At 60.3% G+C, this 23,434-nt stretch carries 21 protein-coding genes and 1 pseudogene; 13 read left to right on the forward strand and 9 right to left on the reverse strand.

Translation table 11 applies throughout. The features are described from left to right. Positions 1–14: 14 nt before the first annotated feature. The 3 genes from pdxB to AR306_RS10910 form a co-directional block, all read right to left on the reverse strand. Positions 15–1,184: a 4-phosphoerythronate dehydrogenase PdxB gene (gene pdxB / locus AR306_RS10900; RefSeq protein ID WP_101497592.1), complete on the reverse strand. Its 1,170-nt coding sequence runs from the start codon at positions 1,182–1,184 to the stop codon at positions 15–17. Positions 1,185–1,317: 133 nt separating this feature from the next. Then, positions 1,318–2,145: a CheR family methyltransferase gene (locus AR306_RS10905; protein ID WP_101497593.1), complete on the reverse strand. Its 828-nt coding sequence runs from the start codon at positions 2,143–2,145 to the stop codon at positions 1,318–1,320. Between the two features lie 127 nt (positions 2,146–2,272). Continuing rightward, positions 2,273–3,199 (reverse strand): chemotaxis protein CheV, encoded by a 927-nt coding sequence (locus AR306_RS10910; RefSeq protein ID WP_101497594.1) that lies wholly within the window; start codon positions 3,197–3,199, stop codon positions 2,273–2,275. A 177-nt stretch (positions 3,200–3,376) separates the two neighbouring features. Here AR306_RS10910 and flgA point away from each other — a divergent pair, with 177 nt between their 5' ends. Next, complete coding sequence (gene flgA, locus AR306_RS10915) at positions 3,377–4,132, forward strand: flagellar basal body P-ring formation chaperone FlgA (protein WP_169926752.1); 756 nt, start codon at positions 3,377–3,379, stop codon at positions 4,130–4,132. Positions 4,133–4,205: 73 nt separating this feature from the next. Here flgA and AR306_RS10920 read toward each other — a convergent pair whose 3' ends face one another. Then, on the reverse strand, positions 4,206–4,535 hold the full coding sequence (locus AR306_RS10920; RefSeq protein ID WP_101497595.1) for an RnfH family protein: 330 nt from the start codon (positions 4,533–4,535) through the stop codon (positions 4,206–4,208). Beyond that, positions 4,528–4,962 carry a type II toxin-antitoxin system RatA family toxin gene (locus tag AR306_RS10925; RefSeq protein WP_101497596.1) on the reverse strand — a complete coding sequence of 145 codons (435 nt, stop codon included), beginning with the start codon at positions 4,960–4,962 and terminating at the stop codon, positions 4,528–4,530. Before AR306_RS10925 ends, AR306_RS10920 begins: the two co-directional genes overlap by 8 nt. 150 nt (positions 4,963–5,112) lie before the next feature. Here AR306_RS10925 and smpB point away from each other — a divergent pair, with 150 nt between their 5' ends. The 4 genes from smpB to pyk all read left to right on the forward strand — a co-directional run bounded on the left by smpB (position 5,113) and on the right by pyk (position 10,548). Further along, positions 5,113–5,589 (forward strand): SsrA-binding protein SmpB, encoded by a 477-nt coding sequence (smpB, locus tag AR306_RS10930; protein ID WP_101497597.1) that lies wholly within the window; start codon positions 5,113–5,115, stop codon positions 5,587–5,589. 239 nt (positions 5,590–5,828) lie between these two features. Beyond that, positions 5,829–8,399, forward strand: coding sequence for a DNA mismatch repair protein MutS (gene mutS, locus AR306_RS10935; protein ID WP_101497598.1), 2,571 nt, complete (start codon positions 5,829–5,831; stop codon positions 8,397–8,399). A 293-nt stretch (positions 8,400–8,692) separates the two neighbouring features. Beyond that, on the forward strand, positions 8,693–9,016 hold the full coding sequence (gene fdxA, locus AR306_RS10940; protein ID WP_101497599.1) for a ferredoxin FdxA: 324 nt from the start codon (positions 8,693–8,695) through the stop codon (positions 9,014–9,016). Positions 9,017–9,084: 68 nt separating this feature from the next. Next, positions 9,085–10,548, forward strand: a complete 1,464-nt coding sequence (gene pyk / locus AR306_RS10945) for a pyruvate kinase (protein ID WP_101497600.1) — start codon at positions 9,085–9,087, stop codon at positions 10,546–10,548. An 88-nt stretch (positions 10,549–10,636) separates the two neighbouring features. On the opposite strand, the gene AR306_RS10950 is transcribed toward pyk, so the two are convergent. Further along, the gene (locus AR306_RS10950) at positions 10,637–11,215 is read right to left on the reverse strand and encodes a Maf family protein (RefSeq protein WP_407071209.1); all 579 of its coding nucleotides are present in this window, start codon (positions 11,213–11,215) and stop codon (positions 10,637–10,639) included. A gap of 272 nt (positions 11,216–11,487) precedes the next feature. On the opposite strand from AR306_RS10950, the gene rsxA reads away from it, so the two are divergent. The 6 genes and pseudogenes from rsxA (at position 11,488) to AR306_RS10980 (ending at position 16,951) form a co-directional block, all read left to right on the forward strand. Then, positions 11,488–12,072 carry an electron transport complex subunit RsxA gene (rsxA, locus tag AR306_RS10955; RefSeq protein WP_101497601.1) on the forward strand — a complete coding sequence of 195 codons (585 nt, stop codon included), beginning with the start codon at positions 11,488–11,490 and terminating at the stop codon, positions 12,070–12,072. Further along, positions 12,069–12,650 carry an electron transport complex subunit RsxB gene (gene rsxB, locus AR306_RS10960; protein WP_101497602.1) on the forward strand — a complete coding sequence of 194 codons (582 nt, stop codon included), beginning with the start codon at positions 12,069–12,071 and terminating at the stop codon, positions 12,648–12,650. The genes rsxA and rsxB overlap by 4 nt, the downstream gene beginning before the upstream one ends. Continuing rightward, positions 12,647–14,542: pseudogene (gene rsxC, locus AR306_RS10965) on the forward strand (electron transport complex subunit RsxC); the annotation flags it as partial. The gene rsxB and the pseudogene rsxC, both read left to right, overlap by 4 nt. A gap of 8 nt (positions 14,543–14,550) precedes the next feature. Next, positions 14,551–15,585 carry an RnfABCDGE type electron transport complex subunit D gene (locus AR306_RS10970; RefSeq protein WP_101497604.1) on the forward strand — a complete coding sequence of 345 codons (1,035 nt, stop codon included), beginning with the start codon at positions 14,551–14,553 and terminating at the stop codon, positions 15,583–15,585. Next, positions 15,585–16,244 carry an electron transport complex subunit RsxG gene (gene rsxG, locus AR306_RS10975; protein ID WP_101497605.1) on the forward strand — a complete coding sequence of 220 codons (660 nt, stop codon included), beginning with the start codon at positions 15,585–15,587 and terminating at the stop codon, positions 16,242–16,244. The genes AR306_RS10970 and rsxG overlap by 1 nt, the downstream gene beginning before the upstream one ends. Beyond that, positions 16,241–16,951 (forward strand): electron transport complex subunit E, encoded by a 711-nt coding sequence (locus tag AR306_RS10980; protein WP_101497606.1) that lies wholly within the window; start codon positions 16,241–16,243, stop codon positions 16,949–16,951. The genes rsxG and AR306_RS10980 overlap by 4 nt, the downstream gene beginning before the upstream one ends. Positions 16,952–17,907: 956 nt before the next feature. On the opposite strand, the gene murJ is transcribed toward AR306_RS10980, so the two are convergent. Further along, positions 17,908–19,467, reverse strand: a complete 1,560-nt coding sequence (gene murJ, locus AR306_RS10985) for a murein biosynthesis integral membrane protein MurJ (protein ID WP_101497607.1) — start codon at positions 19,465–19,467, stop codon at positions 17,908–17,910. A gap of 281 nt (positions 19,468–19,748) precedes the next feature. Between murJ and AR306_RS10990 the strand changes: the two genes are divergently transcribed. Beyond that, positions 19,749–21,023, forward strand: a complete 1,275-nt coding sequence (locus tag AR306_RS10990) for a putative bifunctional diguanylate cyclase/phosphodiesterase (RefSeq protein ID WP_133539723.1) — start codon at positions 19,749–19,751, stop codon at positions 21,021–21,023. Between the two features lie 3 nt (positions 21,024–21,026). Continuing rightward, the gene (locus AR306_RS10995) at positions 21,027–21,893 is read left to right on the forward strand and encodes an HDOD domain-containing protein (protein ID WP_101497609.1); all 867 of its coding nucleotides are present in this window, start codon (positions 21,027–21,029) and stop codon (positions 21,891–21,893) included. Positions 21,894–21,913: 20 nt separating this feature from the next. On the opposite strand, the gene AR306_RS11000 is transcribed toward AR306_RS10995, so the two are convergent. Beyond that, positions 21,914–22,711: a M48 family metallopeptidase gene (locus tag AR306_RS11000; RefSeq protein ID WP_101498009.1), complete on the reverse strand. Its 798-nt coding sequence runs from the start codon at positions 22,709–22,711 to the stop codon at positions 21,914–21,916. Positions 22,712–22,749: 38 nt separating this feature from the next. Continuing rightward, entirely contained in the window at positions 22,750–23,394 is a 645-nt protein-coding gene (locus AR306_RS11005; protein WP_101497610.1) for a retropepsin-like aspartic protease family protein, read from the reverse strand. Positions 23,395–23,434: the final 40 nt, after the last annotated feature.

The following is a 23,434-nucleotide window of genomic DNA, read 5'->3' on the forward strand; positions in this document are numbered from 1 at the left end:
CGGCGGATCCTGATTTACACTACTTGCCAGGGCATGCCCAGCGCATCAGCTGCCTGCTGCAGTGCCGAACTGCCGGTCGGCAGGCACAGGCAGGTTGCCTGCATCTCGCGCCGTACCGGATATTGCTTGCGCAAACGGTCAAACGCCGCAGCCCGCTGTCCGGCATCATCCAGCAGCAGTGTCGCACGCAGCGCGGCATCATCTGTCAGCGGATCATAGAACAGCGCCGGCAGCCGCTGCAGCAACTGTGCCGCCGTCAGTGAGCCACCTGCCGCAAGGGAACTGATTTCCGCTGCCGGATACACAATCGAAGCCCCCTCTTCCAGGCCAAAATGCCGGCAAAACGCCCGGTAGATCATTTCGGTACCCCGAATCTTGCCGTCCAGGCTGTAACCGGCGATATGCGGCGTTGCCAGCTCGCACAGTGCTGCCAGCTGCGGGTCGACTACCGGCTCGTGCTCCCAGACATCCAGCACCACCGCCAGGTCATCACGTTGTCGCAATGTGCCCAACAACGCCGTATTGTCGATCACCGGCCCGCGCCCGGCGTTGATCAGCCAGCTGCCGGGCCTGAGCCGCGCCAGCTGCGATTCGCCCAGCAGGTGACGGGTTGGCCAGTCTCCGTCCAGCGTCAGTGGCGTATGCAGGCAAATCACATCACAGTGCTGCAGCAGCTCGTCCAGACTGACAAACTGCTGGCCGTAGCAACCAGACACCCCGGGTGCCTTGCTCCCGTGCTGACGTGGCGGGTCGCAAAGCAGCACCGACCAGCCCAATCCGCTGAAAACATTGGCCAGCCGCTGGCCAACCTCTCCCGCTCCAACAATCCCGAAACAGCGCTGTGCCAGCGCCGCCTGCCGGCGCATGGACAGCAGCCGCAGGGCCGCCAGCACATACTCGACCACCGAACGCGCATTGCAGCCCGGCGCATTACTCCAGGCAATACCGTTATCCGCCAGCCAGGCGGTATCAAGGTGGTCGGTGCCGATGGTACAGGTACCGACAAACCTGACATTGCTGCCCTGCAATAATGCGGCATCAACCCGGGTCACCGAACGCACAATCAACGCATCGGCATCCCGTACGTCAGCTGTAGCCAGGGCACGTCCGGGTAACCTTTTCAGCTCTCCGTGCCGGGCAAACACATCAGCGACCGGGATATTCTCGTCTGCAACAATACGCATGTTCTGCTCCGCCTGCTTTCAGTCACTTGCAAAAAGAAAAAGGGCTGCGTGTTGTCACCAACAGGCAGCCCTGACATCCATCGAAACACCGGACATGCCGGCAAGCGGTCTTATGCCATGCCGGCAGCCATCATCATTTGGCCTGATAAATGATGCCCGGACTGCACTGCACCATGGAGTACAGCTCAGGCAAGCCATTAAGCGCCTCGGAAGCGCCAAGAAACAGGTAACCGCCCGGTTTGAGGGTGGCGTGGATGCGGCGCAAGATATCCTTTTTCACATCTGCCGAGAAGTAAATCAGGACATTACGGCAAAACACCACATCAAACTTGCCCAGCAGGGCATAGCTTTCCAGCAGGTTCAGCTGGCGGAAGTCGACACGCTGACGCACCGGCAGTTTGAGGCGCCAGCGACCGCCCTCAAGCTTTTCAAAATAGCGCTGCTGACGTTCGACCGACAAACCGCGCCCCATGGACAGGGCGTCGTACTCCCCGCCCTTGCATACGTCCAGCATGCTGGCTGACAGGTCAGTCGCGACAATCTGCACACCGGCACGCAGCTGCCCCGGGTTGGCACGCTCATACTCGTCCAGCAGCATCGATAGCGAGTAGGGCTCCTGGCCCGACGAGCTGGCCGCCGACCAGATGCGCAGGCGCTGGTTCGGGTATTTTTGCACCAACTCGGGCAATACCCGGGTCCTCATCACCTCGAACGGATAACCATCGCGAAACCAGAGGGTTTCATTGGTCATCATGGCATCGATGACCTGCTGATACAGGCCGCTACGCGGCTGGGACTGCATCCGCCTGACCAGTTCGGCCAGGGACTGCAGCCGCTCATTTTCCATGATCTTCCTGAGCCGGCTGGTTACCAGGTATTGCTTGTTGTCACCAAGCAAGATGCCTGACTGTTTTTCCAGATAATCACGGAACAGATCAAAATCCAGATTCGTCACTGACACGGCATGCGCCTTTAATAATGAATGATGCGGGTCTGATTATAAATCATTTGCCACCCTTTTGACCGGGCATTGTACCATCGTGACATTCCCCGCTTCCTCGGCATGCTCCGGCAAGCATTCGCGCCTGTCAGGACAGGCTGCGCAAACGTGTAATCACCTTGTCGGCCAGCTCGTTGGGCTTGAACTTGGCAAGGAACTCGTTGGCACCCACCTTCTCGACCATCGCCTGGTTGAATACACCGGACAACGAGGTATGCAGCATGATGTACATGTCCTTGAGCTCCGGGTTGCTGCGGATTTCCGCCGTCAGGGTATAGCCATCCATTTCCGGCATCTCGATATCCGAAATCAACATGGCAAACTCGCCCGCCGGGCTTAGCCCGCGCTTCAACAGGTCATGCAGGTAGTCATAGGCAGCCCGGCCATCATTGAGGACCACCAGCTCGACACCGATATCTTCCAGCACACGACGCAGCTGTTTGCGTGCCACCGATGAATCATCGACAATCATGATCTTGCGCCCGCCGGCAGCGCTGCGTACCTGCTCGTCAATCACCCCGTCATCCACGGTTTCATCACCGGGCACAACCTGCGCGAACACCTTCTCCACATCAATGATCTCAACCAGCTGCTCGTCAACGCGGGTCACTGCAGTCAGATAGTGATCATGGCCACTGCCGGGCGGCGGCGGCAACACCGCTTCCCAGTTCAGGTTGACAATGCGCTCCACGCCACTGACCAGAAAGCCCTGCACCCGGGTGTTGTACTCGGTAATGATGACAAAGCTGTGCTCAAGATCGGTTTTTTCGCGCCGGCCCGTGGCCAGTGCCAGATCAATGATGGGCACCGTGGTCCCCCGTACCGACGCCACCCCGCGTACCACCTCGCTGGCATACGGCAAGGAAGTCAGGGGCGGACACGGCAGCACCTCGCGCACCTTGAACACGTTGATGCCGTACAGTTGCGAGCCTGACAGGCGAAACAGCAGCAGCTCCAGGCGATTCTGCCCCACCAGCTGCGTTCTCTGGTTGACCGAATCCAAAATACTTGCCATACACTTTCTCCAGCCTTGTTCAGCGCGCACATCCGTGGCGTCTGGAAGCTCTTCATAAAATTCATGTTGTAATGCAGGCCGCAGCGTCATCACAGACGCACAACTGGACCCCCTGCATCCATGTGTTAACCTAAAGCCCTTCACCAGCAAAACCCGTAGCAAAACAGGAGCCCGAGCATGTCGATCAAAGCGCCCATGGCGTACTCCGGATACCTGCGCAGCGGGTTGCTGGCGCTGATACAGGGGAGCCTGATTTCTTTCGGCGGCCAGGCAATGGCAGCAGGTTACACAAGTGTTGACGACATTATCGGCACCACCGAGTCTTTTCTTGAACAGCAGGCCCGGGAATATTTGACTACAAGCAAGATTCCAGGCCGCCATCAGGTCAGGGTTGGCCGGCTTGACCCCCGCTTGCGCATGCACAGTTGCAGCGAACCGCTGCAAGCCAGCCTGGAAAACAACGATACCCCGGTTGGTCGTCTGACAGTACGCGTTCGCTGTACCGGTACCACGCCCTGGAGTATTTTTGTACCTGCCCAGGTCAGTCTGCATCTGGATATCGTCGTGACCCGTCACCCGGTAAAACGCAACAGTCTGTTGCAGACCAGCGACCTGATGCTGGCCGAGCGCGACATCAGCCAGCTCAACCAGGGATACTTCCTGGAGCTTGAACAGGCCGCCGGAGCCATGGCCACCCGCGCCATGAGTGCCGGACAACCCGTCCTGCCCAACCAGATCCGCATCCCGCCCATGATCCGGCGTGGCGATCAGGTCGTGATCAGCGCCACCAGTGGCACGATCAGCGTCCGCATGCCCGGAGAAGCACTGGGTGACGGCAGTCTGGGCCAACAGATCCGTGTACGCAACACCCGCTCACAGCGGGTCGTACACGCCCGGGTGACCGCACCTGGACAGGTAGAAGTCCCCATGTAGCCGGACCAGACGTTCCGTTTCAGTGCGCAACCCCCATACAGGCACAGACCGCACCGGGCAAACCGGCACCGCTTCAGTCTTCGTCAGCTTGTTGATCGTCAGCCTTGGTACGGGCCGCCCGTTCGGCACGCTGCTTGCGCACCTCTTTCGGGTCCACCAGCAAGGGCCGGTAAATCTCGACCCGCTCCCCGTTTTCCAGCAATTGCTCATCCGGCTTGCCAACCGCCTTGCCAAAAATGCCCAGCGGGCTGTTTGCCAGATCAAGGCCGGGAAAATCCCGTTCCAGCCCCGACTGCAATGCCGCCTGGCGTACCGTGGTGCCTGCCGGCACCTGCAGCTGCACGATTTTCTGCTTGTCGGCCAGTGCATAGGCCACCTCAATATCCAGCATCGCTTTACCCATACAGTTGTTGTGCCCGCTGGCAGAATGCATCCACCATGGTGTTGGCGGCATGGTTGAACAGCGGGCCCAGGGTGGCCCGCATGATAAAGCCGGAATAATCAAATTCCAGATCCAGACTGATCTTGCTCGCCTCGTCCGTCAGGGTCTGGAAAGTCCAGACCCCGTGCAGATGGCTGAACGGCCCTTTGACCAGCCGCATTTCGATACGCTTACCCGGCACCAGCCGGTTTTGTGTGGTGAACTGATGGGACAGGCCGGCCTTGGCCACGGTCAGTTCAGCCTTCATCTGCTCCGCATCGGCCTCCAGAATCTTCGCTGCCGAGCACCATGGCAGAAACTCCGGATAGGCCTGCACATCATTGACCATGTCAAACAGCGCCTGTGCCGGATAGGGCAGCAATGCCGAACGGTTAATCTTGGTAGTCATCGGTCTGTTCATGCCCAGTCAGATCTTGATGGCGCAACAGTCTACCGAAAGCGGCCGCCCTGCAACAGCCACCCGTTTGCCACAGTGCATTTTCAAATCCGTCAGTGCCCTCTCGCCAGAGGACGATATTGTCTCTATAATGCCGCTGCTATGGCCAAACAGAAAAAACACCCCAAGGGGACCATTGCGCTCAACAAGAAAGCGCAACACGATTATTTCATCGAGCACCGTTTTGAAGCGGGGCTCGCGCTCGCCGGCTGGGAAGTGAAAAGCCTGCGCGAAGGCAAGGCCCAGCTGGTCGACAGCTACGTCCTGCTCAAGGACGGTGAAGCCTGGCTGATGGGCTGCCACATCACTCCATTGCAAACCGCCAGCACCCACGTCATCGCGGACCCGACCCGTACCCGCAAGCTGCTGCTGCACAAGCGCGAACTGGAAAAATTGTTCGGCGGCGTCCAGCGCCAGGGTTACACCTGCGTGGCACTGGCCCTGTACTGGAAAAAGCATCTGGTCAAATGCGAAATCGCCCTGGCCAAGGGCAAGAAGGACTTCGACAAGCGCCACGTTCTCAAGGAGCGCGACTCCCAGCGCGAAATGCAGCGTGCGGTACGCGAAAAGAACAAGTAGCGACCCGGTTTTGCCTCCCTGAAAAAGCGACAACACCAGACAACGGCAATCAGCCCTGCAAACGTCGCAATACAAACCCGCCCACACAAGCCGCAACCCTACACCGCGACAGCAGCCCGGCCCGGCCGGGCCACCCTCCTCCACCCGCTCCAAAACCACCCCCAAACCATCGCGCCCGCTTTTCATGTAAAGTATCCCTCTTTCATCACCCCTTCAAACCAGATCACCCAGCGAGCTCCATGTCCAATTCCAGCGCCCAACACACGCCCATGATGGCCCAATACTGGCAACTGAAAAACCAGCACCCCGACCAGATCATGCTCTACCGCATGGGTGATTTCTACGAGCTGTTTTACGATGACGCCAAGAAGGCGGCGCGCCTGCTGGACATCACCCTGACCTCGCGCGGCCAGTCAGCCGGACAGGCAGTCCCCATGGCCGGCATCCCCCACCACTCGGTGGAAGGCTATCTGGCCAAACTGGTCAGGCTGGGCGAGTCGGTGGTGATTTGCGAACAGGTGGGCGATCCTGCCACCAGCAAAGGGCCGGTCGAGCGCCAGGTGGTACGCATCGTCACCCCCGGCACCCTGACCGACGAAGCATTGCTCGACGAGCACCAGGACAGCCTGATCGCCGCCGTGCTCGGCGATGACCAGCTATTCGGTCTTGCCGTACTGGACATCAGCAGTGGCCGTTTCCAGGTACAGGAAGTCACTGGCGAAACCGCCCTGCTGGCCGAGCTCGGCCGCTACAATCCGGCCGAGCTGCTGCTGCCGGAGGACTGGCATCTGCTTGACCGGCTGCCGCAGCAGCGCACCCGCCAGCAACGCCCGGCATGGGAGTTCGATATCGACAGCGCCCGCAAGGCGCTGTGCCAACAGTTCGGCACCAAGGACCTGCGCGGTTTCGGCTGTGACGGTCTGGGCCTGGCACTCGGCGCCGCCGGCTGCCTGCTGCAATACGCAAAAGACACTCAGCGCACCGCCCTGCCGCACATCCGCCGGCTCAACCATGAGCAAGCCAGCGACAGCGTGGTACTGGACGCCGCCACAAGGCGCAACCTTGAGCTGGACCAGAACCTGTCCGGTGGCCGTGACAACACATTGCTGTCGGTGCTGGACCGCTGCCAGACCGCCATGGGCACCCGCCTGCTGACCCGCTGGCTGCACCGCCCACTGCGCCAGCGTGATGCGCTGGAACAGCGTCAGGATGCCATTGCCCACCTGCTCACCGATTACCGTTTCGAGACCCTGCAGCCGCTGCTCAAGCATATCGGTGATACCGAGCGGGTGCTGGCCCGGGTCGCCCTGCGCAGTGCCCGCCCACGTGACCTGGCACGGCTGCGCGACGCCCTCAACACCCTGCCGGAACTGCAACAGGCACTACAGTCCTTCGCCGATGGCCGCCTGCAGCAACTGGCCGGCGAAATCAGCCAGTTCCCGCAGCTCGCCGACACACTGGAGCGCGCCATTGTCGACAGCCCGCCAGCGGTGATCCGTGATGGCGGCGTGCTCAAGGCCGGTTACAACAGCGAACTGGACGAGCTGCTCAACATCAACGAGAACGCCGCCCAGTTCCTGCTCGACCTGGAAACCCGGGAGAAGGAGCGTACCGGCCTGGGCAACCTGAAAGTCGGCTATAACCGCGTGCACGGCTATTACATTGAGCTGCCCACCCGGCAGGCCGAGCAGGCACCGATGGACTATATCCGTCGCCAGACCCTGAAAGGCGGTGAGCGCTTCATCACCGCCGAACTGAAAGAGTTCGAGGACAAGGCCCTGTCCGCCAAAAGCCGTGCCCTGGCCCTGGAAAAACAGCTGTATGACCAGCTGATCGAACAACTGATTGCCGAGCTGGGCGAGCTACAGCTGAGTGCCATGGCACTGGCCGAACTGGACGTGCTGGTCAACCTGGCCGGCCGCACACTGGATCTTGACCTGTGCCGCCCGCAGTTCGTCGACGAGCCGACCCTGCACATCGAACAGGGCCGCCATCCGGTGGTCGAGCAGGTACTGACCACGCCCTTTGTCGCCAACGATGTCGAACTGCACGACGACCGCCGCATGCTGATAATCACCGGTCCCAACATGGGTGGTAAATCCACCTATATGCGGCAAACGGCACTGATCGTATTGCTGGCCCATATCGGCAGCTTTGTTCCGGCTGCCGCCTGCCGGTTGTCGCCGGTGGACCGCATCTTCACCCGTATCGGCTCCAGTGACGATCTGGCCGGAGGCCGCTCCACCTTCATGGTGGAAATGAGCGAAACCGCCAACATCCTGCACAATGCCAGCGAGCACAGTCTGGTGCTGATGGACGAAGTCGGCCGCGGCACCAGCACCTTTGATGGCCTGTCGCTGGCCTGGGCCGCCGCCGAACAGCTGGCCACCCTGCGCAGCTGGACGCTGTTTGCCACCCATTATTTCGAGCTGACCGCACTGCCCGAACAACTGGAACATGTCGCCAACGTGCACCTGAGTGCAACAGAACACAAGGAACGCATCGTGTTCCTGCACCACGTGCTGCCCGGCCCGGCCAGCCAGAGCTACGGGCTGGCGGTGGCCCAGCTGGCCGGCGTGCCCGAGGTGGTCATCGAACGGGCCCGCCAGCATCTACAGCAACTGGAACAGCAGAGCCTTGAACAGCAGCCCCGTCCCCTTCCCGGCGAGGTACGTGATGCACCGTTGCAGGCGGACTTGTTTGCCAGTGCCCCGCACCCGGTTGTTGAAGCCTTGAGCAAGATCAACCCCGATGAACTCAGCCCGCGCAAGGCACTGGAATTGTTATATAACTGGAAGGACAGGTTCTAACATCCACAGGCACAAGCTGCTAGAATGCGACCGTTTATATCCACGAATCCGCCGGTGCAAACGGCTGCGCAAGCCTGCATCCGCACATAACGCTCGCGACCTGGTGTCGCTGCCGGCAACGCCGTGGGGCATGCTAGAATTTCGCTGTTATCAGCATTCCAACTTAGTGCAATTAAAGTGCTGACGGCACCGGCCTTCCGACAACGAGCCGCAGCGTCAGACATATAACTAAAAATGTATCCGGTTTGACGGCACACCGCGAACCGGAACCACACCCGCCTGGAGAATCCGACATGACATTTGTGGTAACCGACAACTGCGTCAAGTGCAAATACACCGACTGCGTGGAAGTCTGCCCGGTTGACTGTTTCTACGAAGGCCCCAACTTCCTGGCCATCCACCCTGACGAATGCATCGACTGTGCCCTGTGCGAGCCCGAGTGCCCGGCTGCTGCCATCTATGCGGAAGACGAGGTGCCCGAGGACATGCAGGAATACATCGAACTGAACGCCGAACTGGCCGAAGTGTGGCCGAACATCAGCGAGAAAAAAGACCCGCTGCCCGATGCCGAAGAGTGGGACGGTGTTGCCGACAAGCTCCAGTACCTGGAGCGTTAAGATCCAAAGGCGCTGCACTGCAGCGCCTTTTTCCATTCTGGCCCCTTCACGCCAAGGACCTTCCAGCCATGACATTACGCCGTACCAAAATCGTTGCCACCATGGGCCCTGCCTGCGATCAGCCCGGAGTGCTGGAGCAGCTGATCCTGGCAGGCATGAATGTGGCCCGTCTCAACTTCTCGCACGGCACTGCCGACGAACACCGCCAGCGGGCCGTCCGCATCCGCGAGCTGGCCGGCAAACATGGCCGCCACATTGCCCTGCTGGGTGACCTGCAAGGCCCCAAGATCCGTATCGCCCGCTTTACCGAAGGCCAGGTCGAGCTGAAAACCGGCGCGGCTTTCAGCTTTTCCCTCAGCCACCCGAAAGATGCCGGCACCGCCGAACGGGTTTGCATCGACTATCCCGGCCTGGTTACCGACTGCAACGTGAACGACGAGCTGCTGCTTGATGACGGTCGCGTGGTACTGCGCGTCGAGGAAGTCACCCCGGACAGTCTTGAATGCCGGGTTCTGGTCGGCGGTGTCCTGTCCAACCACAAGGGCATCAACAAACGCGGTGGCGGCCTGACCGCCCCGGCCCTGACCGACAAGGACCGCGAAGACATCCGTCTGGCTGCCGAGCTGGAACTGGAATACATTGCCGTATCTTTCCCGCGTGACGCCGCCGACATGCAGCTGGCCCGCCAGCTGCGTGACGAAGCCGGCAGCGACGCCTGGCTGGTGGCGAAAATCGAGCGGGCCGAAGCGGTAATGAACGATGAAGTACTGGCCGGCCTGATCGAGGCCAGCGATGCCGTGATGGTGGCCCGTGGCGACCTTGCCGTGGAAATCGGCGACGCCGAGCTGGTCGGCATCCAGAAGAAAATCATTGCCGCGTCCCGCCGTCACAACAAGGCCGTGATCACCGCGACGCAAATGATGGAATCGATGATCAGCAGCCCCATGCCGACCCGTGCCGAAGTATCCGACGTGGCCAATGCCGTGCTGGACAACACCGATGCCGTGATGCTGTCTGCCGAAACGGCAGCCGGACACTACCCGGTCGAAGCCGTCGCCGCCATGGCCCGCATCTGCCTGGGAGCAGAACGCTCACCTTCGCTGCGCTCATCCTCGCACCGTATCGGTCGCGAGTTTGCGCGCCAGGATGAAAGCATCGCACTGGCGACCATGTACATCGCCAACCACTTTCCGGGTGTCAAGGCCATCATCGCCCTGACCGAGAGCGGCCACACCCCGCTGGTCATGACGCGCATTCGCTCGACCATTCCGGTCTTCGCCTTTGCCTCCAGCCGTGCCACCCAGGCGCGGGTGGCGCTGTTTCGCGGTGTGGAAACCATCGCTTTCGACCCTTCCTGTCACGCCGAAAGCCAAGTATCCACGGCTGCCATCGATACCCTGGTCAGCCAGGGTAGCGTTCAGGAAGGCGACTGGGTGATCCTCACCCAGGGTGACACCCACCACTGTGTCGGCTGCACCAACACCATGAAAGTGCTGCAAGTACAAAGTAAAGACGGGAGCTGCCAGGGCTGAAACACGGCAAAGACCGGGTCAGCTGCCTGCCTGGAGCCGGCAGCTGTATACAGATGCAGCGAACATGAAACCGGAAAGGACCTGCACGTTAACCGACAAACTCCAGCCCGGCTTCGCGCAACGCCATGACAACCTCGGCCATCGGCAGACCAACCACGTTGGTATAGCTGCCGACAATCGAGCTGACAAACAGCCCGCCACGGCCCTGGATGCCATAACCACCCGCCTTGTCCTGTTGCTCGCCTGTTTCCCAGTACCAGCCCACCTCCCGTTCCAGCACGTTGCGAAAGAACACCGTGGTGCTGACCCGCTGCACACGTATGCAACCGGCAGTTTTCAGGGCGAAGGCCGTCATCACTACATGCGAGCGTCCGGACAGGCTGCGCAACATGGCCCCGGCCTGCTCGCGGCTGACCGGTTTCTCCAGCAGCTCATCTTCCAGTGCCACGACCGTATCCGCCGCCAGCACCAGCGCACCGGCCGGATCGTCCAGCATCTGCAAGCCGGCCTCGGCCTTTTCCTTGGCCATGCGCTCGACATAGCTGGCCACCGGCTCCTGCGTGCGTCTCGACTCGTCAATGACGACATCCAGAGCGGTGAATGGCAGACCCAGTTGTGCCAGCAATTCACGCCGGCGTGGTGATGTAGAAGCGAGAAACAGGTTCAAGCGCAGCCCTTTTGTATATAAACATTTCAACGGTGCATTCTACTCCTGAAGTGACAGGACATACAGCTGCGCATCGCGCAAAAACATCTGTCATCTTCTACCTGGCTACTGCGACAACAGGTCACTGCTGGCATGCCCCTCATGGCCAGGGGCCTTGGCAATTATCAATATATGTCAAAATGCTCTGGCTGCCGGCAGGGGCAAGCTTGTACCCGGTGAACGCCTAAAGGATAATACCGCCACCATTTTTTTCAGGTTCCGGCTGTATATTCATGAGCGAGCTAGTCCTCATTGCCCTGAGCGCCATCCTGGTCAACAACTTTGTCCTGGTACAGTTCCTCGGGCTCTGTCCCTTCATGGGTGTTTCCAAGAAAATAGAAACCGCCATCGGCCTCGCGCTGGCCACCACCTTCGTGCTGACTCTGGCCGCCATCTGCAGCTACCTGCTGCAGGCCTATGTGCTGAAGCCACTGGATCTCGAATTCCTGCGTACCATCAGCTTCATCGTGGTGATCGCCGTGGTGGTCCAGTTCACCGAAATGCTGGTACAGAAAGCCAGCCCCGTGCTGTATCGCGTGCTGGGCATCTTTCTGCCCCTGATCACCACCAACTGCATCGTGCTCGGCGTGGCCCTGCTCAACGCCAACCGGGCCGAATACGGTTTCATCGCCTCCAGCATCAACGGCTTTGCCGCCGGACTCGGCTTCTCGCTGGTGCTGGTGCTGTTCGCCGCCATGCGCGAGCGCATCGGCCTTGCCGACGTACCCAAACCCTTCCAGGGCGCGGCCATCGGCATGATCACCGCAGGCCTGATGTCACTGGCCTTCATGGGCTTCAGCGGGCTGGTCAAGCTATGAGCCTGATCCTGATTGCCGTCATCACCCTGACCGTACTGAGCCTGATCTTTGGTGCCATTCTCGGTTTCGCCGCGGTACGTTTCCGCGTCGAAGGCAACCCGATCGTCGACCAGATCAACACCCTGCTGCCACAAACCCAGTGTGGCCAGTGCGGCTATCCCGGCTGTCGCCCCTATGCCGAGGCCATTGCCAACGGTGACAAGATCAACAAGTGCCCGCCCGGTGGTGAAGCCACCATCCAGGCCCTGGCCGATTTGCTGGATGTAGAACCCGAACCGCTGGATGCCGTCGAAGGCGAAAAACCGGTACAGGTCGCCTACATCCGAGAAGAAGAGTGCATCGGCTGCACCAAGTGCATCCAGGCCTGTCCGGTCGATGCCATCCTTGGTGCCGCACGGCAGATGCACACGGTGATCGTCAGCGAGTGCACCGGCTGTGACCTTTGCGTCGAGCCCTGCCCGGTCGACTGCATCGAGATGCGTCCGGTCGAAGGCGACCTGCGCAGCTGGAAGTGGGAGCAGCCTTCACCGATACCCGACCTGCTGATCATCGCCACCGACCGGGAGGACCAGGCATGAGTACCCATTGGACCCTGCACAAGTTCCACGGCGGTATTCATCCCCTGGAAAACAAACAGCAATCCACCACCATGCCCATCCAGCAGGCCGCCTTGCCCGGGCTGCTGGTGGTGCCCCTGCTGCAGCATATCGGCCAGCCGGCCGAGCCTTGCGTCAGCGAAGGCGAGCACGTCTACAAGGGTCAGCTGATTGCCAGCCCGGCCGGCCTGGGTGCTGCGATACACGCACCCAGCTCAGGTGTCGTCGAGCGTATCGGTGCGGCACCTTACCCGCACGCCTCCGGCCAGCCATACAACGCCATCGAGATCCGTACCGACGGCAAGGATCAATGGCACCCGGATATCCGGCCCGCCAACCCGGACGAGCTGGATGACGAGCAGCTGCTGCAACGCATCCGCGCCGCAGGCATCAGCGGCATGGGTGGTGCCGGTTTCCCCACCGCAACCAAACTGCGTAGCGGGCAACAGGCCAGTATCGACACCCTGATCATCAACGGCACCGAGTGCGAACCCTACATCACCGCTGACGACATGCTGATGCGCGAGCGCGCCGCCGACATTCTGAGCGGTGCCGCCATTTTGCAGCGCCTGCTCGATGCCCGCCAGGTGGTCATCGCCATCGAGGACAACAAGCCACAAGCAATTGCCGCCATGCAGGCTGCTCTGGGTACCCGCCCCTGGCATGTGGTCAGCATTCCCACCCTGTACCCCTCCGGTGGCGAGCGCCAGCTGATCAAGGTTCTTACCGGCAAGGAAGTGCCCTCGGGCGGTCTGCCGGCCCACATCGGCATTGTCTGCCAGAACGTGGGTACTGCCGCTGCCGTGCACGACGCCGTTTACCTGGGCCGACCACTGATTTCGCGCATCACCACCCTGACCGGTGCCGCACTCAAGCAACCCATGAACGTGGAATGCCTGGTTGGTACCCCGGTCATCGAACTGCTGCAACAGGCAGGTCTGGATCAAACCCGGATGAACCGGGTCATCGTTGGCGGCCCGATGATGGGCTTCAGCCTGGCCGACCTCAATGCTCCGGTGATCAAGACCGGCAACTGCCTGATTGCCAGTACCGAACAGGAAATGCCCGCGCCCGAGCCGGCACTGCCCTGCATCCGCTGCGGCGAATGCGAACTGGCCTGCCCTGCCGGCCTGCTGCCACAGCAGCTGCTGTTCTATGCCCAGGGCGATGATCACGAACAGCTGCAGGCCAACAACCTGTTTGACTGCATCGAGTGCGGTGCCTGTTCCTACGTCTGCTCCTCGAAAATCCCGCTGGTGCAGTACTACCGCTCGGCCAAGGCCGACATTCGCGAGCAGCAGCAAAAACAGATCAAGGCCGAACACGCGCGCCAGCGCTTCGAATTCCGTCAGGAACGTCTGCGCCTGGAAGAGGAGCGCAAGGCCGCCGAACGTCAGGCTCGTGCCGAGCGCATGGCCAAAGCCAAGGCTGCCAAGGAAAAAGCGGATGCTGCAAAGCCGGCTCCAGTCGCAGGTTCCGACCCTTCTGCCGACCAGCTAAAAAAACTGAAAATCGAAGCCAGCATGGCCCGTGTCGCGCTGACCAAGGCGGAAAAACAGCTGGCACAGCACGACACTCCCGAGCTGCATGCACAGGTGGCGCAGCTCAAGGCTACAGCCGAGGCGGCACAACAAGCGCTTGCTGCAGCAGAGCCCGACGCAACAGCCGCAGCACCTGCCGCCGAAAAACCGGCCAAAGCTGCACGGCCGGCACTGAGCGAAGCGGCCAAGAAAGCCAAAATCGAGCTGGCCATGGCCAGGGCTGCACTGAAAAAAGCCGAACGCGCCGAAGCGTCCGAAGACGAGCTGGCTCCATTGCGTGAAGCCATGCTCAAAGCCGAACAGACACTGGCCGACGCCGAAACCGGTACACCGGAGTAACCATGTTTTTAAGCCAAGTCACCTCACCCCATACCGTACGCCATGACCACACGCGCAACATCATGCGCCGCGTCATTCTGGCGGCCATTCCCGGACTGCTGGTTTCCTGCTGGTTCTTCGGCCTGGGGCCACTGTTCAACGTGCTGTTGTGCAGCCTGTTTGCCGCCGGTTTTGAAAGCCTGGTCCTCAAGCTGCGCCAGCGCCCGATCGGCTTTTATCTGAAAGACTACAGCGTGCTCGTCACTGGCGTGTTGCTGGGCCTGGCCCTGCCGCCCTGGTCACCCTGGTGGCTGCTGCTGGTCGCCACCGGCTTTGCCGTGGTCTTCGGCAAACAGCTGTTTGGCGGGCTGGGGCAGAACCCGTTCAATCCGGCGATGCTCGGTTACGTGGTGGTACTGGTGTCCTTCCCGGTAGACATGACCAGCTGGCCGGCCGCCCATGCCGTCACCTTCAGTGGCGGTCTGAGCCACATGTTCGCCGGTACGCCCTGGCTTGACGGCTGGAGCCAGGCAACGGTACTGGATAGCCTGAAAAACAATCAGGGGCTAACGCTGGATGAGCTCTGGGACGGTTACACCGGTTTTGGCTGGCTGTCGTCACGCGACAGCGAACTGGTCAACCTGGCCTTCCTGCTGGGCGGCCTCTGGCTGCTGCACAAGAAGGTCTACACCTGGCACGCCCCTGCCGGCATGCTCGGCGCCCTGTTCGTCATGAGCCTGATCTTCTGGGGCGGCAACGGCTCCGAATCCAACGGCTCGCCGTTGTTCCACCTGTTCAGCGGTGCCACCATGCTGGGTGCCTTTTTCATCATCACCGACCCGGTCAGCAGCGCCACCAGCACCCGTGGCCGCCTGTTGTTCGGTATCGGCGTCGGCATTCTGGTGTACATCATCCGCAGCTGGGGCGGCTACCCGGACGCGATCGCCTTCTCGGTCCTGCTGATGAACCTGTGCGCCCCCACGCTGGACTACTTTACCCGCCCGCGTACCTACGGCCATGACAAGGCCAAGCGCGGTTTCAATACGGAGGGCCAGTGATGTCCGTCGTTGACAGCATGCCCCGCTCCATCCGCAAGAACGCCGTCGTGCTGGGCCTGTTCGCCGCCATTACCGTGGCCATCGTGGCACTGATCCAGCAGGGTACCGCCAGCCGTATCGAACAGGCCCGCGAGCAGGCCCAGCTGCAAGCTCTGAGCGAGATCCTGCCGGCCGGCAGCTATGACAACAACCTGCTCGAACACACCCTGATACTGGATGATCCCCTGCTGGGCAACCGTGCAGCGGAGCCGGCCTATCTGGCATTCCTGGCCGGCGAGCCCGCCGCCATCATCCTGCAGGCCACCGCACCGGACGGCTACAGTGGCAGCATCCGCCTGCTGATTGGCATCACCGCCGACGGCAACCTGGCCGGCGTCCGTGTGCTGGAGCACCATGAAACGCCCGGTCTCGGCGACAAGATCGAGACCGGTAAAAGCGACTGGATCCACAGTTTTACCGGCAAGAGTCTGATCAATACCGACAGCGATCGCTGGGAAGTCCGCAAGAACCGGGGCGACTTCGACCAGTTCGCCGGCGCCACCATCACACCAAGTGCCGTGGTTAGGGCCGTACACAAGGCATTGCAGTTTTTCGATGCCCATAATGAACAGCTATTTGCCTCGGCACTAAGCAGCCCAACGCCGGAGGAATTGCCATGAGCGTCAACTACAGGGAACTGACTATCAACGGCCTATGGAAGAACAACCCCGGCCTGGTGCAGCTGCTTGGCCTGTGCCCGCTGATGGGCACCAGCAACTCCACCGTCAACGCGCTTGGCCTCGGCATCGCCACCCTGCTGGTACTGGCCTGCTCCAACGCCGCCGTATCCATGATCCGCAACGCGGTAACCCCGGCCATCCGCCTGCCGGTGTTCGTCATGATCATTGCCGCGCTGACCACCTGCATCGAGTTGCTGATGCAGGCCTACACCTATCAGCTGTACATGATTCTGGGCGTGTTCATTCCCCTGATCACCACCAACTGCATCATCCTCGGCCGCGCCGAGGCCTTTGCCGCCAAGAACAACGTGCTCAGCTCGGCCTATGACGGTTTCATCATGGGGCTGGGCTTTGCCCTGGTGCTGCTGGCAATCGGCATCGTGCGCGAGCTGCTGGGTACCGGCATGCTGTTTGCCAACATGCACCTGCTGCTTGGTCCCATTGCAACCAACTGGACCTGGGTGGTGTTTGAAAACTACCAGGGCTTCCTGCTGGCCATCCTGCCCCCTGGTGCCTTTCTGGTGATGGGCCTGCTGATTGCCCTGAAGAATCACATTGATGACCGGGTTCTGGCTCGCAAGCCGGTAGAAGTGGTCACCAGTGCCGCAGCCGATCGCCGTGTACGGGTAACCGGGGTGGTGGAGTGATGTCTTCACGTCCAGCCCTGCCCTGTAGGTTCGAATTTATTCGAACATCTACGAGGGTGCGGGGCCCATGTGCGAATGAATTCGCACCTACACCCATGGCTTCGGATTTATTCAAGCTGGCCAGACAGCACCTGGCCAATAACGGTCATGAAACAAACGGTGTAAACGCATAAGCATCCACACCTGTAGGTTCGAATTTATTCGAACATCTACGAGGGAGCGGGGCCCATGTGCGAATGAATTCGCACCTACCCCCATGGCTTCGGATTTATTCAAGCTGGCCAGACAGCACCTGGCCAATAACGGTCATGAAACAAACGGTGTAAACGCATAAGCATCCACACCTGTAGGTTCGAATTTATTCGAACATCTACGAGGGAGCGGGGCCCATGTGCGAATGAATTCGCACCTACACCCATGGCTTCGGATTTATTCAAGCAGGCCAGACAGCACCTGGCCAATAACGGTCATGAAACAAACGGTGTGAACGCATAAGCATCCACACCTGTAGGTTCGAATTTATTCGAACAACTGCAGATCCGGCCACACCGGAGCAGGAATCATGTGCGAATGAATTCGCACAGGCACAAAAGCCTGTGCGAAGGGGCTTGCCCCTGAGAAAGCCCAGCCTCATACAGGTTCGAATTTATCCGCTCGGCATTCGGTCAGCGCCTCAAATGCCGCAAGCGCATACCCGTCAATCCCAGGCCAGCAACAAAAGCNATCATGTGCGAATGAATTCGCCTGGCCAATAACGGTCATGAAACAAACGGTGTGAACGCATAAGCATCCACACCTGTAGGTTCGAATTTATTCGAACAACTGCAGATCCGGCCACACCGGAGCAGGAATCATGTGCGAATGAATTCGCACAGGCACAAAAGCCTGTGCGAAGGGGCTTGCCCCTGAGAAAGCCCAGCCTCATACAGGTTCGAATTTATCCGCTCGGCATTCGGTCAGCGCCTCAAATGCCGCAAGCGCATACCCGTCAATCCCAGGCCAGCAACAAAAGCGACAATCCCGGCCACGACCAGAATGCCGACTTCCAGCACCCGCTTCTGCCAGCCCCAGGCCAGCCACTCCGCTGACGGAGCATTGAGCCAGAACACCACGGCAACCATCAGCACACAGCCGGTTGCCAGCTGCAATATGAAGCGGCCCCAACCCGGTGCGGCACGATATACACCGGCCTTGTGCAGGCCCCATAGCAACAGGCCGGTGTTGAGCATGCTCGACAGCGAGGTGGCCAGCGCCAGCCCGACATGCTTGAGCGGCCAGATCAGGATCAGGTTCATCACCATGTTGGCCACCATGCAGATCACCGCAATGCGCACCGGCGTCTTCATGTCCTGGCGAGCAAAAAAGCCCGGCGCCAGCACCTTGATCAGCATGAAGGTCAGCACACCCAGCGAGTAGGCCTGCAGCGCCAGCGCCGACTGGCGCACGTCGACATCCGTCATCTGGCCATAATGGAACAGGGTGGCAATCAGCGGTTCGGCCAGCACGCCCAGTGCCAGCGCCGCCGGTACACCGACCAGCAGTACCATGCGCAGCGCCCAGTCCACCGTCGCGGAAAAGGCTTTCGGATCTTCTCCGGCATGCTGGCGTGACAGCGCGGGCAGTATCACTGTCCCCACGGCAATGCCGAATGCACCCAGCGGCAACTCCGACAGACGGTCGGCGTAGTACAGCCAGGATACGCTGCCGGTCTGCAGAAACGACGCCAGCACGGTATCCAGCAACAGGTTGATCTGGCTCACACCGACACCGAACAGCGCCGGCAGCATCAATAGCATGATGCGCTTGACGCCTTCATGACCTTTGGCCGGTCTGGGTAACGGCAGCAAACGGATCTGCCACAGAAAGGGCAGCTGGAACAGCAGCTGCGCGACCCCCGCAATGAACACGCCCCAGGCCAGCGCCATGATCGGCTGGTCAAACAGCGGGCTTAAAAACACTGCCGCACCGATCATCGACAGATTGAGCAGTACCGGTGTGAACGCCGGCACCGCAAAACGGCCATAGCTGTTGAGAATGCCGCCACAAAAAGCGGTCAGCGACACCAGCATCAGATAGGGAAAGGTGATGCGCAGCAGCTCGCCGGCCAGTTCCAGCTTGGCCGGGTCGGAATGGAAGCCCGGCGCAAACAGCATGATCAGCCAAGGTGACAGCACCACGCCAAGCAGAGTGATAATGGTCAGGACAAACCCCAGCTGCCCGGCGGTGCGGTCGACCAGGATCTTCACCTCGGCCAGCGTGCGCTTTTCACGATACTCGGACAATACCGGCACAAAGGCCTGGGCGAAGGCACCTTCGGCAAACAGGCGACGCAGAAAGTTGGGAATCTTGAACGCGATGAAAAAGGCATCGGCCGCCGGACTGGAACCAAAGTAGCCGGCCACTACAATGTCACGGACCATGCCCAGCACCCGTGACAGCATGGTCATCATGCTAACGACCATGCTGGAGCGCAGCAGCCCGCCTTTTTTTCCAACCTGACCCGCTTGCTCCTGCATACCTGACCCTGCACCGCGAAAAACAATCATTTTACGTAAACGCCAGCCCGTTGCCCATACTGGCAATTACCTGCCCAGCGTGCTAACGCCCCTGCTCCGGCCACATACACAGAACAGGTCCCCTGCCGGTGCAACCGGGGCTACCGGCAAATGTAAAAAATATCCTTGTCCATCTTCAATATTTGCATGCTCATGGACTTGACCCAGGTCCGGGCCGGGACTATAACACCCATATATCATTCGCCCGGTTCGCCGGTATCCCTGACATAAGGACACGTTTCTTGGACGAGCTGACCGGGTTTCTCGATCGCCAGGAATGCATACTGGAAACCGAACGCCTTGCACACGGCGAAAGCAACCTGTGTGTGCTCTGGGTCAGTCTGAACCGCTTCAGGGAGGTCAATATATCATTCGGCCATAATGCCGGTGATGAAGTGCTGTACCGCCTGGCCCAGCGCCTGCAGGCACAAATCAGCCCCGGCAGCCGGATTGGCCGCATCGGCGCGGACGAATTTCTGATCCTGCTGCCAGGCCTCCCACTGTCAACCGCTGAAGCCCTGGCCGGGCACATCCATGCGACCCTGCGCGTCCCCCTGCAGATCGGCCAGGCCAACTGGCGCCAGTCATGCAGCATTGGCGTGGCCAGCCTGGGTACCGAGTCGGCAACCAGCCTGCTGCAACGTGCTGACCAGGCCATGCAGGAGGCCAAACAAAGCGGCGGAGCCCTGACTACCGTAGTCGCTTCCGGGTCCGTTCATGGCAACCCCGTAACCATCCTGAAGCGTAACGAGCTGAGCATTGAGGAAAAGCTTCATCAAGCCATGGAGACCGGAGGGTTTTCACTCAACTATCAACCGGTCATCAATGTCACCGACAACAGCATTGAAGCCTGTGAAGCCCTGATGCGTTGCCGGATCGGCGACGAAATGCTGCCGCCCGACCGGTTCATTCCGGTGGCGGAAAAAACCGGCCTGATCATCGAACTCGGTGACTGGACCCTGCTTACGGCCGCCCACATGGCCGAACAACTGCTGGCCAACGGTCACCCCACCAAGGTAGCGGTCAACGTGTCCCGTGCCCAGTTGACGGCTCCGAAATTCCAGCAGACATTGCAGGCCCTGCTCACCATCAGCCCGTTGCCACCGTCCCTGCTCGAACTGGAACTGACCGAGTCACTGTTCATGGATACCTCCATTGCCGTTCGCCGCAACCTTGATGCAGCCGTCGAGGCCGGACTGTCGCTGGCGATTGACGACTTCGGTACCGGCTACTCCTGCCTGGCCTATCTGAAAGACATTCCGGCCAACAAGCTGAAACTTGACCGCACTTTTGTCAAAAACCTGCCCGAAGACAAGAAATCCCTGGCCATTGTCAGGGCCATCACCCGGCTGGCCCAGGACCTCGGCATGACCGTGGTGGCTGAAGGTGTCGAAACACCGGAGCAGCTCGATACGCTGCTCGGTACCGGAGTCAATGCCTTGCAGGGATACCTCTTCACACGCCCCCTTCCCGAGCAGCAACTGGAAAGCTGGCTGACCGACTTTAAAGGAAACTGATCCATGGCTGCTTCCGCGCCCTCACTTCCCGAACAGCTACTGAAAAGCATCGAACAAAACCGCATCCCGCCCTGTCCGGCAATTCTGCAACAGGTGGTCACCGAAACCCGGAAAACCGAGCCTGACCTGCGTGCGCTGGCGGTCATCATCAGCGCCGATGCCGGCGTTGCCGCCAGCCTGCTGAAAACCGTCAACTCGCCTTTTTACGGCCTGCCCGACAAGGCCCATACGGTGCAGCAGGCCATCAGCCTGCTGGGCATCAGGGCCACCGCCAACGCGGTTGCCAGCATCACGCTACAGCGTGCCCTGCCGACTCCACCGCAACTGGATCGGTTCTGGGACAGCTCGATGAAAATAGCCCGTCTCTCGGGCTGGCTGGCACAACAGCTGCAGGCCCGGGTCAATATTGCCGCCGATCTGGCCTACACCTTCAGCCTGTTCCGTGATGCCGGCATCCCCATCATGCTCAGCCGCTTTCCCGACTACCATGCAACCTTGCAGGAGGCCAACACCTGCCTCCTGCGGGGATTCACCGAAATAGAGGAAGAACGGCATTCAACCAGTCACGCCCTGATCGGCTACCTGCTGACACAATCCTGGTGGCTGGCTTCCGACACCTGCAAAGCGGTTCGCCATCATCACGACTGCACCCTGATTGCAACGGACAACCGGGTTCTATCTGTAGAGTCCGGTAACCTGATCATGCTGGCGCAGCTGGCCGAATACCTGCTCCAGCAAACTTCCGGCCAGTGCCACACCCGCGAATGGGACAAGATGGGAGAAGCCATCTGCACCCGGCTCGGGCTGGACGATACAGCGTTACAGGAACTGCTGGAGCAGGCGCGTGACTTGCCGCTGGGCGACGACTGACAGCAGGCCGCTCACCGGATTCAGCGACGGCTCTGCTGATAAATGGGCATGACCCGGGGAATGGCCTGTTGCAGATTCTGGATGCGTGTTGTTGACGACGGGTGCGTACTCATGAACTGCGGTGGCGCACCACCGCCGGCCTGTTCCATTTTTTGCCACAGGCTGATGGCGGCATTCGGGTCATAGCCGGCGCGGGCAGCCAGCTCGATGCCAAGCAGGTCGGCTTCCGTTTCCGCGCTGCGGCTGTTGGGCAACATCATGCCGTAATTGACCGCCACGTCGACCATTGCCAGGCCGCCCTCACCTACTCCCAGCAGGGCACCGACACCGGTCTTGGCCAGTTCCATGCCATAGGCGCGGGACATCTGCTCGCGGCTGTGCTCGCGCAGGGCGTGGGCAATTTCATGACCCATTACCGCCGCTATTTCGTCATCGGTCAGCTTCAGCTTGTTGATCAGACCACTGTAAAAAATGATCTTGCCACCCGGGCCGCAGTTGGCGTTGATGTCCCCGCTGTCAATCAGGTTCACCTCCCACTGCCAGCTCCGTGCGTCAGCCCGGAAATAAGGTGCCTGGGCAATAAGTCGCTGCCCGACAGTCTGCAAGCGGCGGGCCTGCGCACTGCTGGTATCCAGCTTGCCCTTGCTTTTGGCCTCCTGCAGGGTTTCCCGGTACATCTGCGCGTACGACTGGTTGATCTCCTCGGTCGACAGGGCGCTGAACATGTACTGCTTGCGCTGTACGCCCACCGCACCTGCTTCGGTTGTATTCACCGCCTGACAACCGGTCAGGGCAATTGCAGCCGACAAGCCGCACATGACAAAAAAACGCTTCACTGCAACATCCTCGTTCCTGATCAATATTTGGCTTCCAGGATCAGCGCATCCTGTTCCTGGCGCCAGCCAATCCGGTTCAAAAAACTCATGCCCAGCAAGGCATCAGTGGGAAAACTGCCTTCCAGCACCACCGCCTCGACCCCCAGCACCTCGATGGCCCCCACCTTGACACTGCGCAAACTGACCTGCCAGCCACGCTCGACGCCACTGGCTGTCGTCACCTGCATGGGCCGGCCGTTTGTCTTGAAATCAATACCCAGCCGTCTCGCCTGTGCTTCATTGAGCGCCACCGACGAAGCGCCGGTATCCAGCAAGAACGGCATGCTGTTGCCATTGACCGAGCCATTGATCCAGTAATGGCCGCCGCGTCCACGGGCAATCACCAGCCGTTGCTTTTCCGGCGTGCTGTAACCGCCCTGGTTGTAATCCCGGGCCAGCTCCATGCGTTGCTGTCGGCCATTGATGCTCAATACCGCTCCACGGCTGTCGGCCGACACCAGCCGGATGCCTTTCGGGCCTTCCTGCCCGGCCTTGAGCAATGTGCGCTGACCATCAATATTGACCACTGCCGCATCGGAAAACAGACCGACAACACGCACCACAGGCTCCGCCTGCAGCACGCCATTGCATAGAAATATTGCCAGAAAAACCACGTACCGAACCATGCACACTCCTTGCCCCGGCAACCACCCTTTGATACCGATA

The sequence above is a fragment of the Thiopseudomonas denitrificans genome (genome assembly GCF_002866065.1).
In the GTDB taxonomy this organism is placed as follows: domain Bacteria; phylum Pseudomonadota; class Gammaproteobacteria; order Pseudomonadales; family Pseudomonadaceae; genus Thiopseudomonas; species Thiopseudomonas denitrificans.

Bases quoted from the DNA above. Each gene is read 5' to 3' on its own strand.
- AR306_RS10995 (WP_101497609.1), top strand. From the start codon at position 21,027: ATGGCTGCTTCCGCGCCCTCACTTCCCGAACAGCTACTGAAAAGCATC.
- AR306_RS10925 (WP_101497596.1), bottom strand. From the start codon at position 4,962: ATGACTACCAAGATTAACCGTTCGGCATTGCTGCCCTATCCGGCACAG.
- flgA (WP_169926752.1), top strand. From the start codon at position 3,377: ATGTCGATCAAAGCGCCCATGGCGTACTCCGGATACCTGCGCAGCGGG.
- AR306_RS10920 (WP_101497595.1), bottom strand. From the start codon at position 4,535: ATGGGTAAAGCGATGCTGGATATTGAGGTGGCCTATGCACTGGCCGAC.
- AR306_RS11000 (WP_101498009.1), bottom strand. From the start codon at position 22,711: ATGTGCGGCTTGTCGGCTGCAATTGCCCTGACCGGTTGTCAGGCGGTG.
- pyk (WP_101497600.1), top strand. From the start codon at position 9,085: ATGACATTACGCCGTACCAAAATCGTTGCCACCATGGGCCCTGCCTGC.
- rsxB (WP_101497602.1), top strand. From the start codon at position 12,069: ATGAGCCTGATCCTGATTGCCGTCATCACCCTGACCGTACTGAGCCTG.
- murJ (WP_101497607.1), bottom strand. From the start codon at position 19,467: ATGCAGGAGCAAGCGGGTCAGGTTGGAAAAAAAGGCGGGCTGCTGCGC.
- rsxA (WP_101497601.1), top strand. From the start codon at position 11,488: ATGAGCGAGCTAGTCCTCATTGCCCTGAGCGCCATCCTGGTCAACAAC.
- rsxG (WP_101497605.1), top strand. From the start codon at position 15,585: ATGTCCGTCGTTGACAGCATGCCCCGCTCCATCCGCAAGAACGCCGTC.
- AR306_RS10910 (WP_101497594.1), bottom strand. From the start codon at position 3,199: ATGGCAAGTATTTTGGATTCGGTCAACCAGAGAACGCAGCTGGTGGGG.
- AR306_RS10970 (WP_101497604.1), top strand. From the start codon at position 14,551: ATGTTTTTAAGCCAAGTCACCTCACCCCATACCGTACGCCATGACCAC.
- pdxB (WP_101497592.1), bottom strand. From the start codon at position 1,184: ATGCGTATTGTTGCAGACGAGAATATCCCGGTCGCTGATGTGTTTGCC.
- AR306_RS11005 (WP_101497610.1), bottom strand. From the start codon at position 23,394: ATGGTTCGGTACGTGGTTTTTCTGGCAATATTTCTATGCAATGGCGTG.
- fdxA (WP_101497599.1), top strand. From the start codon at position 8,693: ATGACATTTGTGGTAACCGACAACTGCGTCAAGTGCAAATACACCGAC.
- smpB (WP_101497597.1), top strand. From the start codon at position 5,113: ATGGCCAAACAGAAAAAACACCCCAAGGGGACCATTGCGCTCAACAAG.
- AR306_RS10980 (WP_101497606.1), top strand. From the start codon at position 16,241: ATGAGCGTCAACTACAGGGAACTGACTATCAACGGCCTATGGAAGAAC.
- mutS (WP_101497598.1), top strand. From the start codon at position 5,829: ATGTCCAATTCCAGCGCCCAACACACGCCCATGATGGCCCAATACTGG.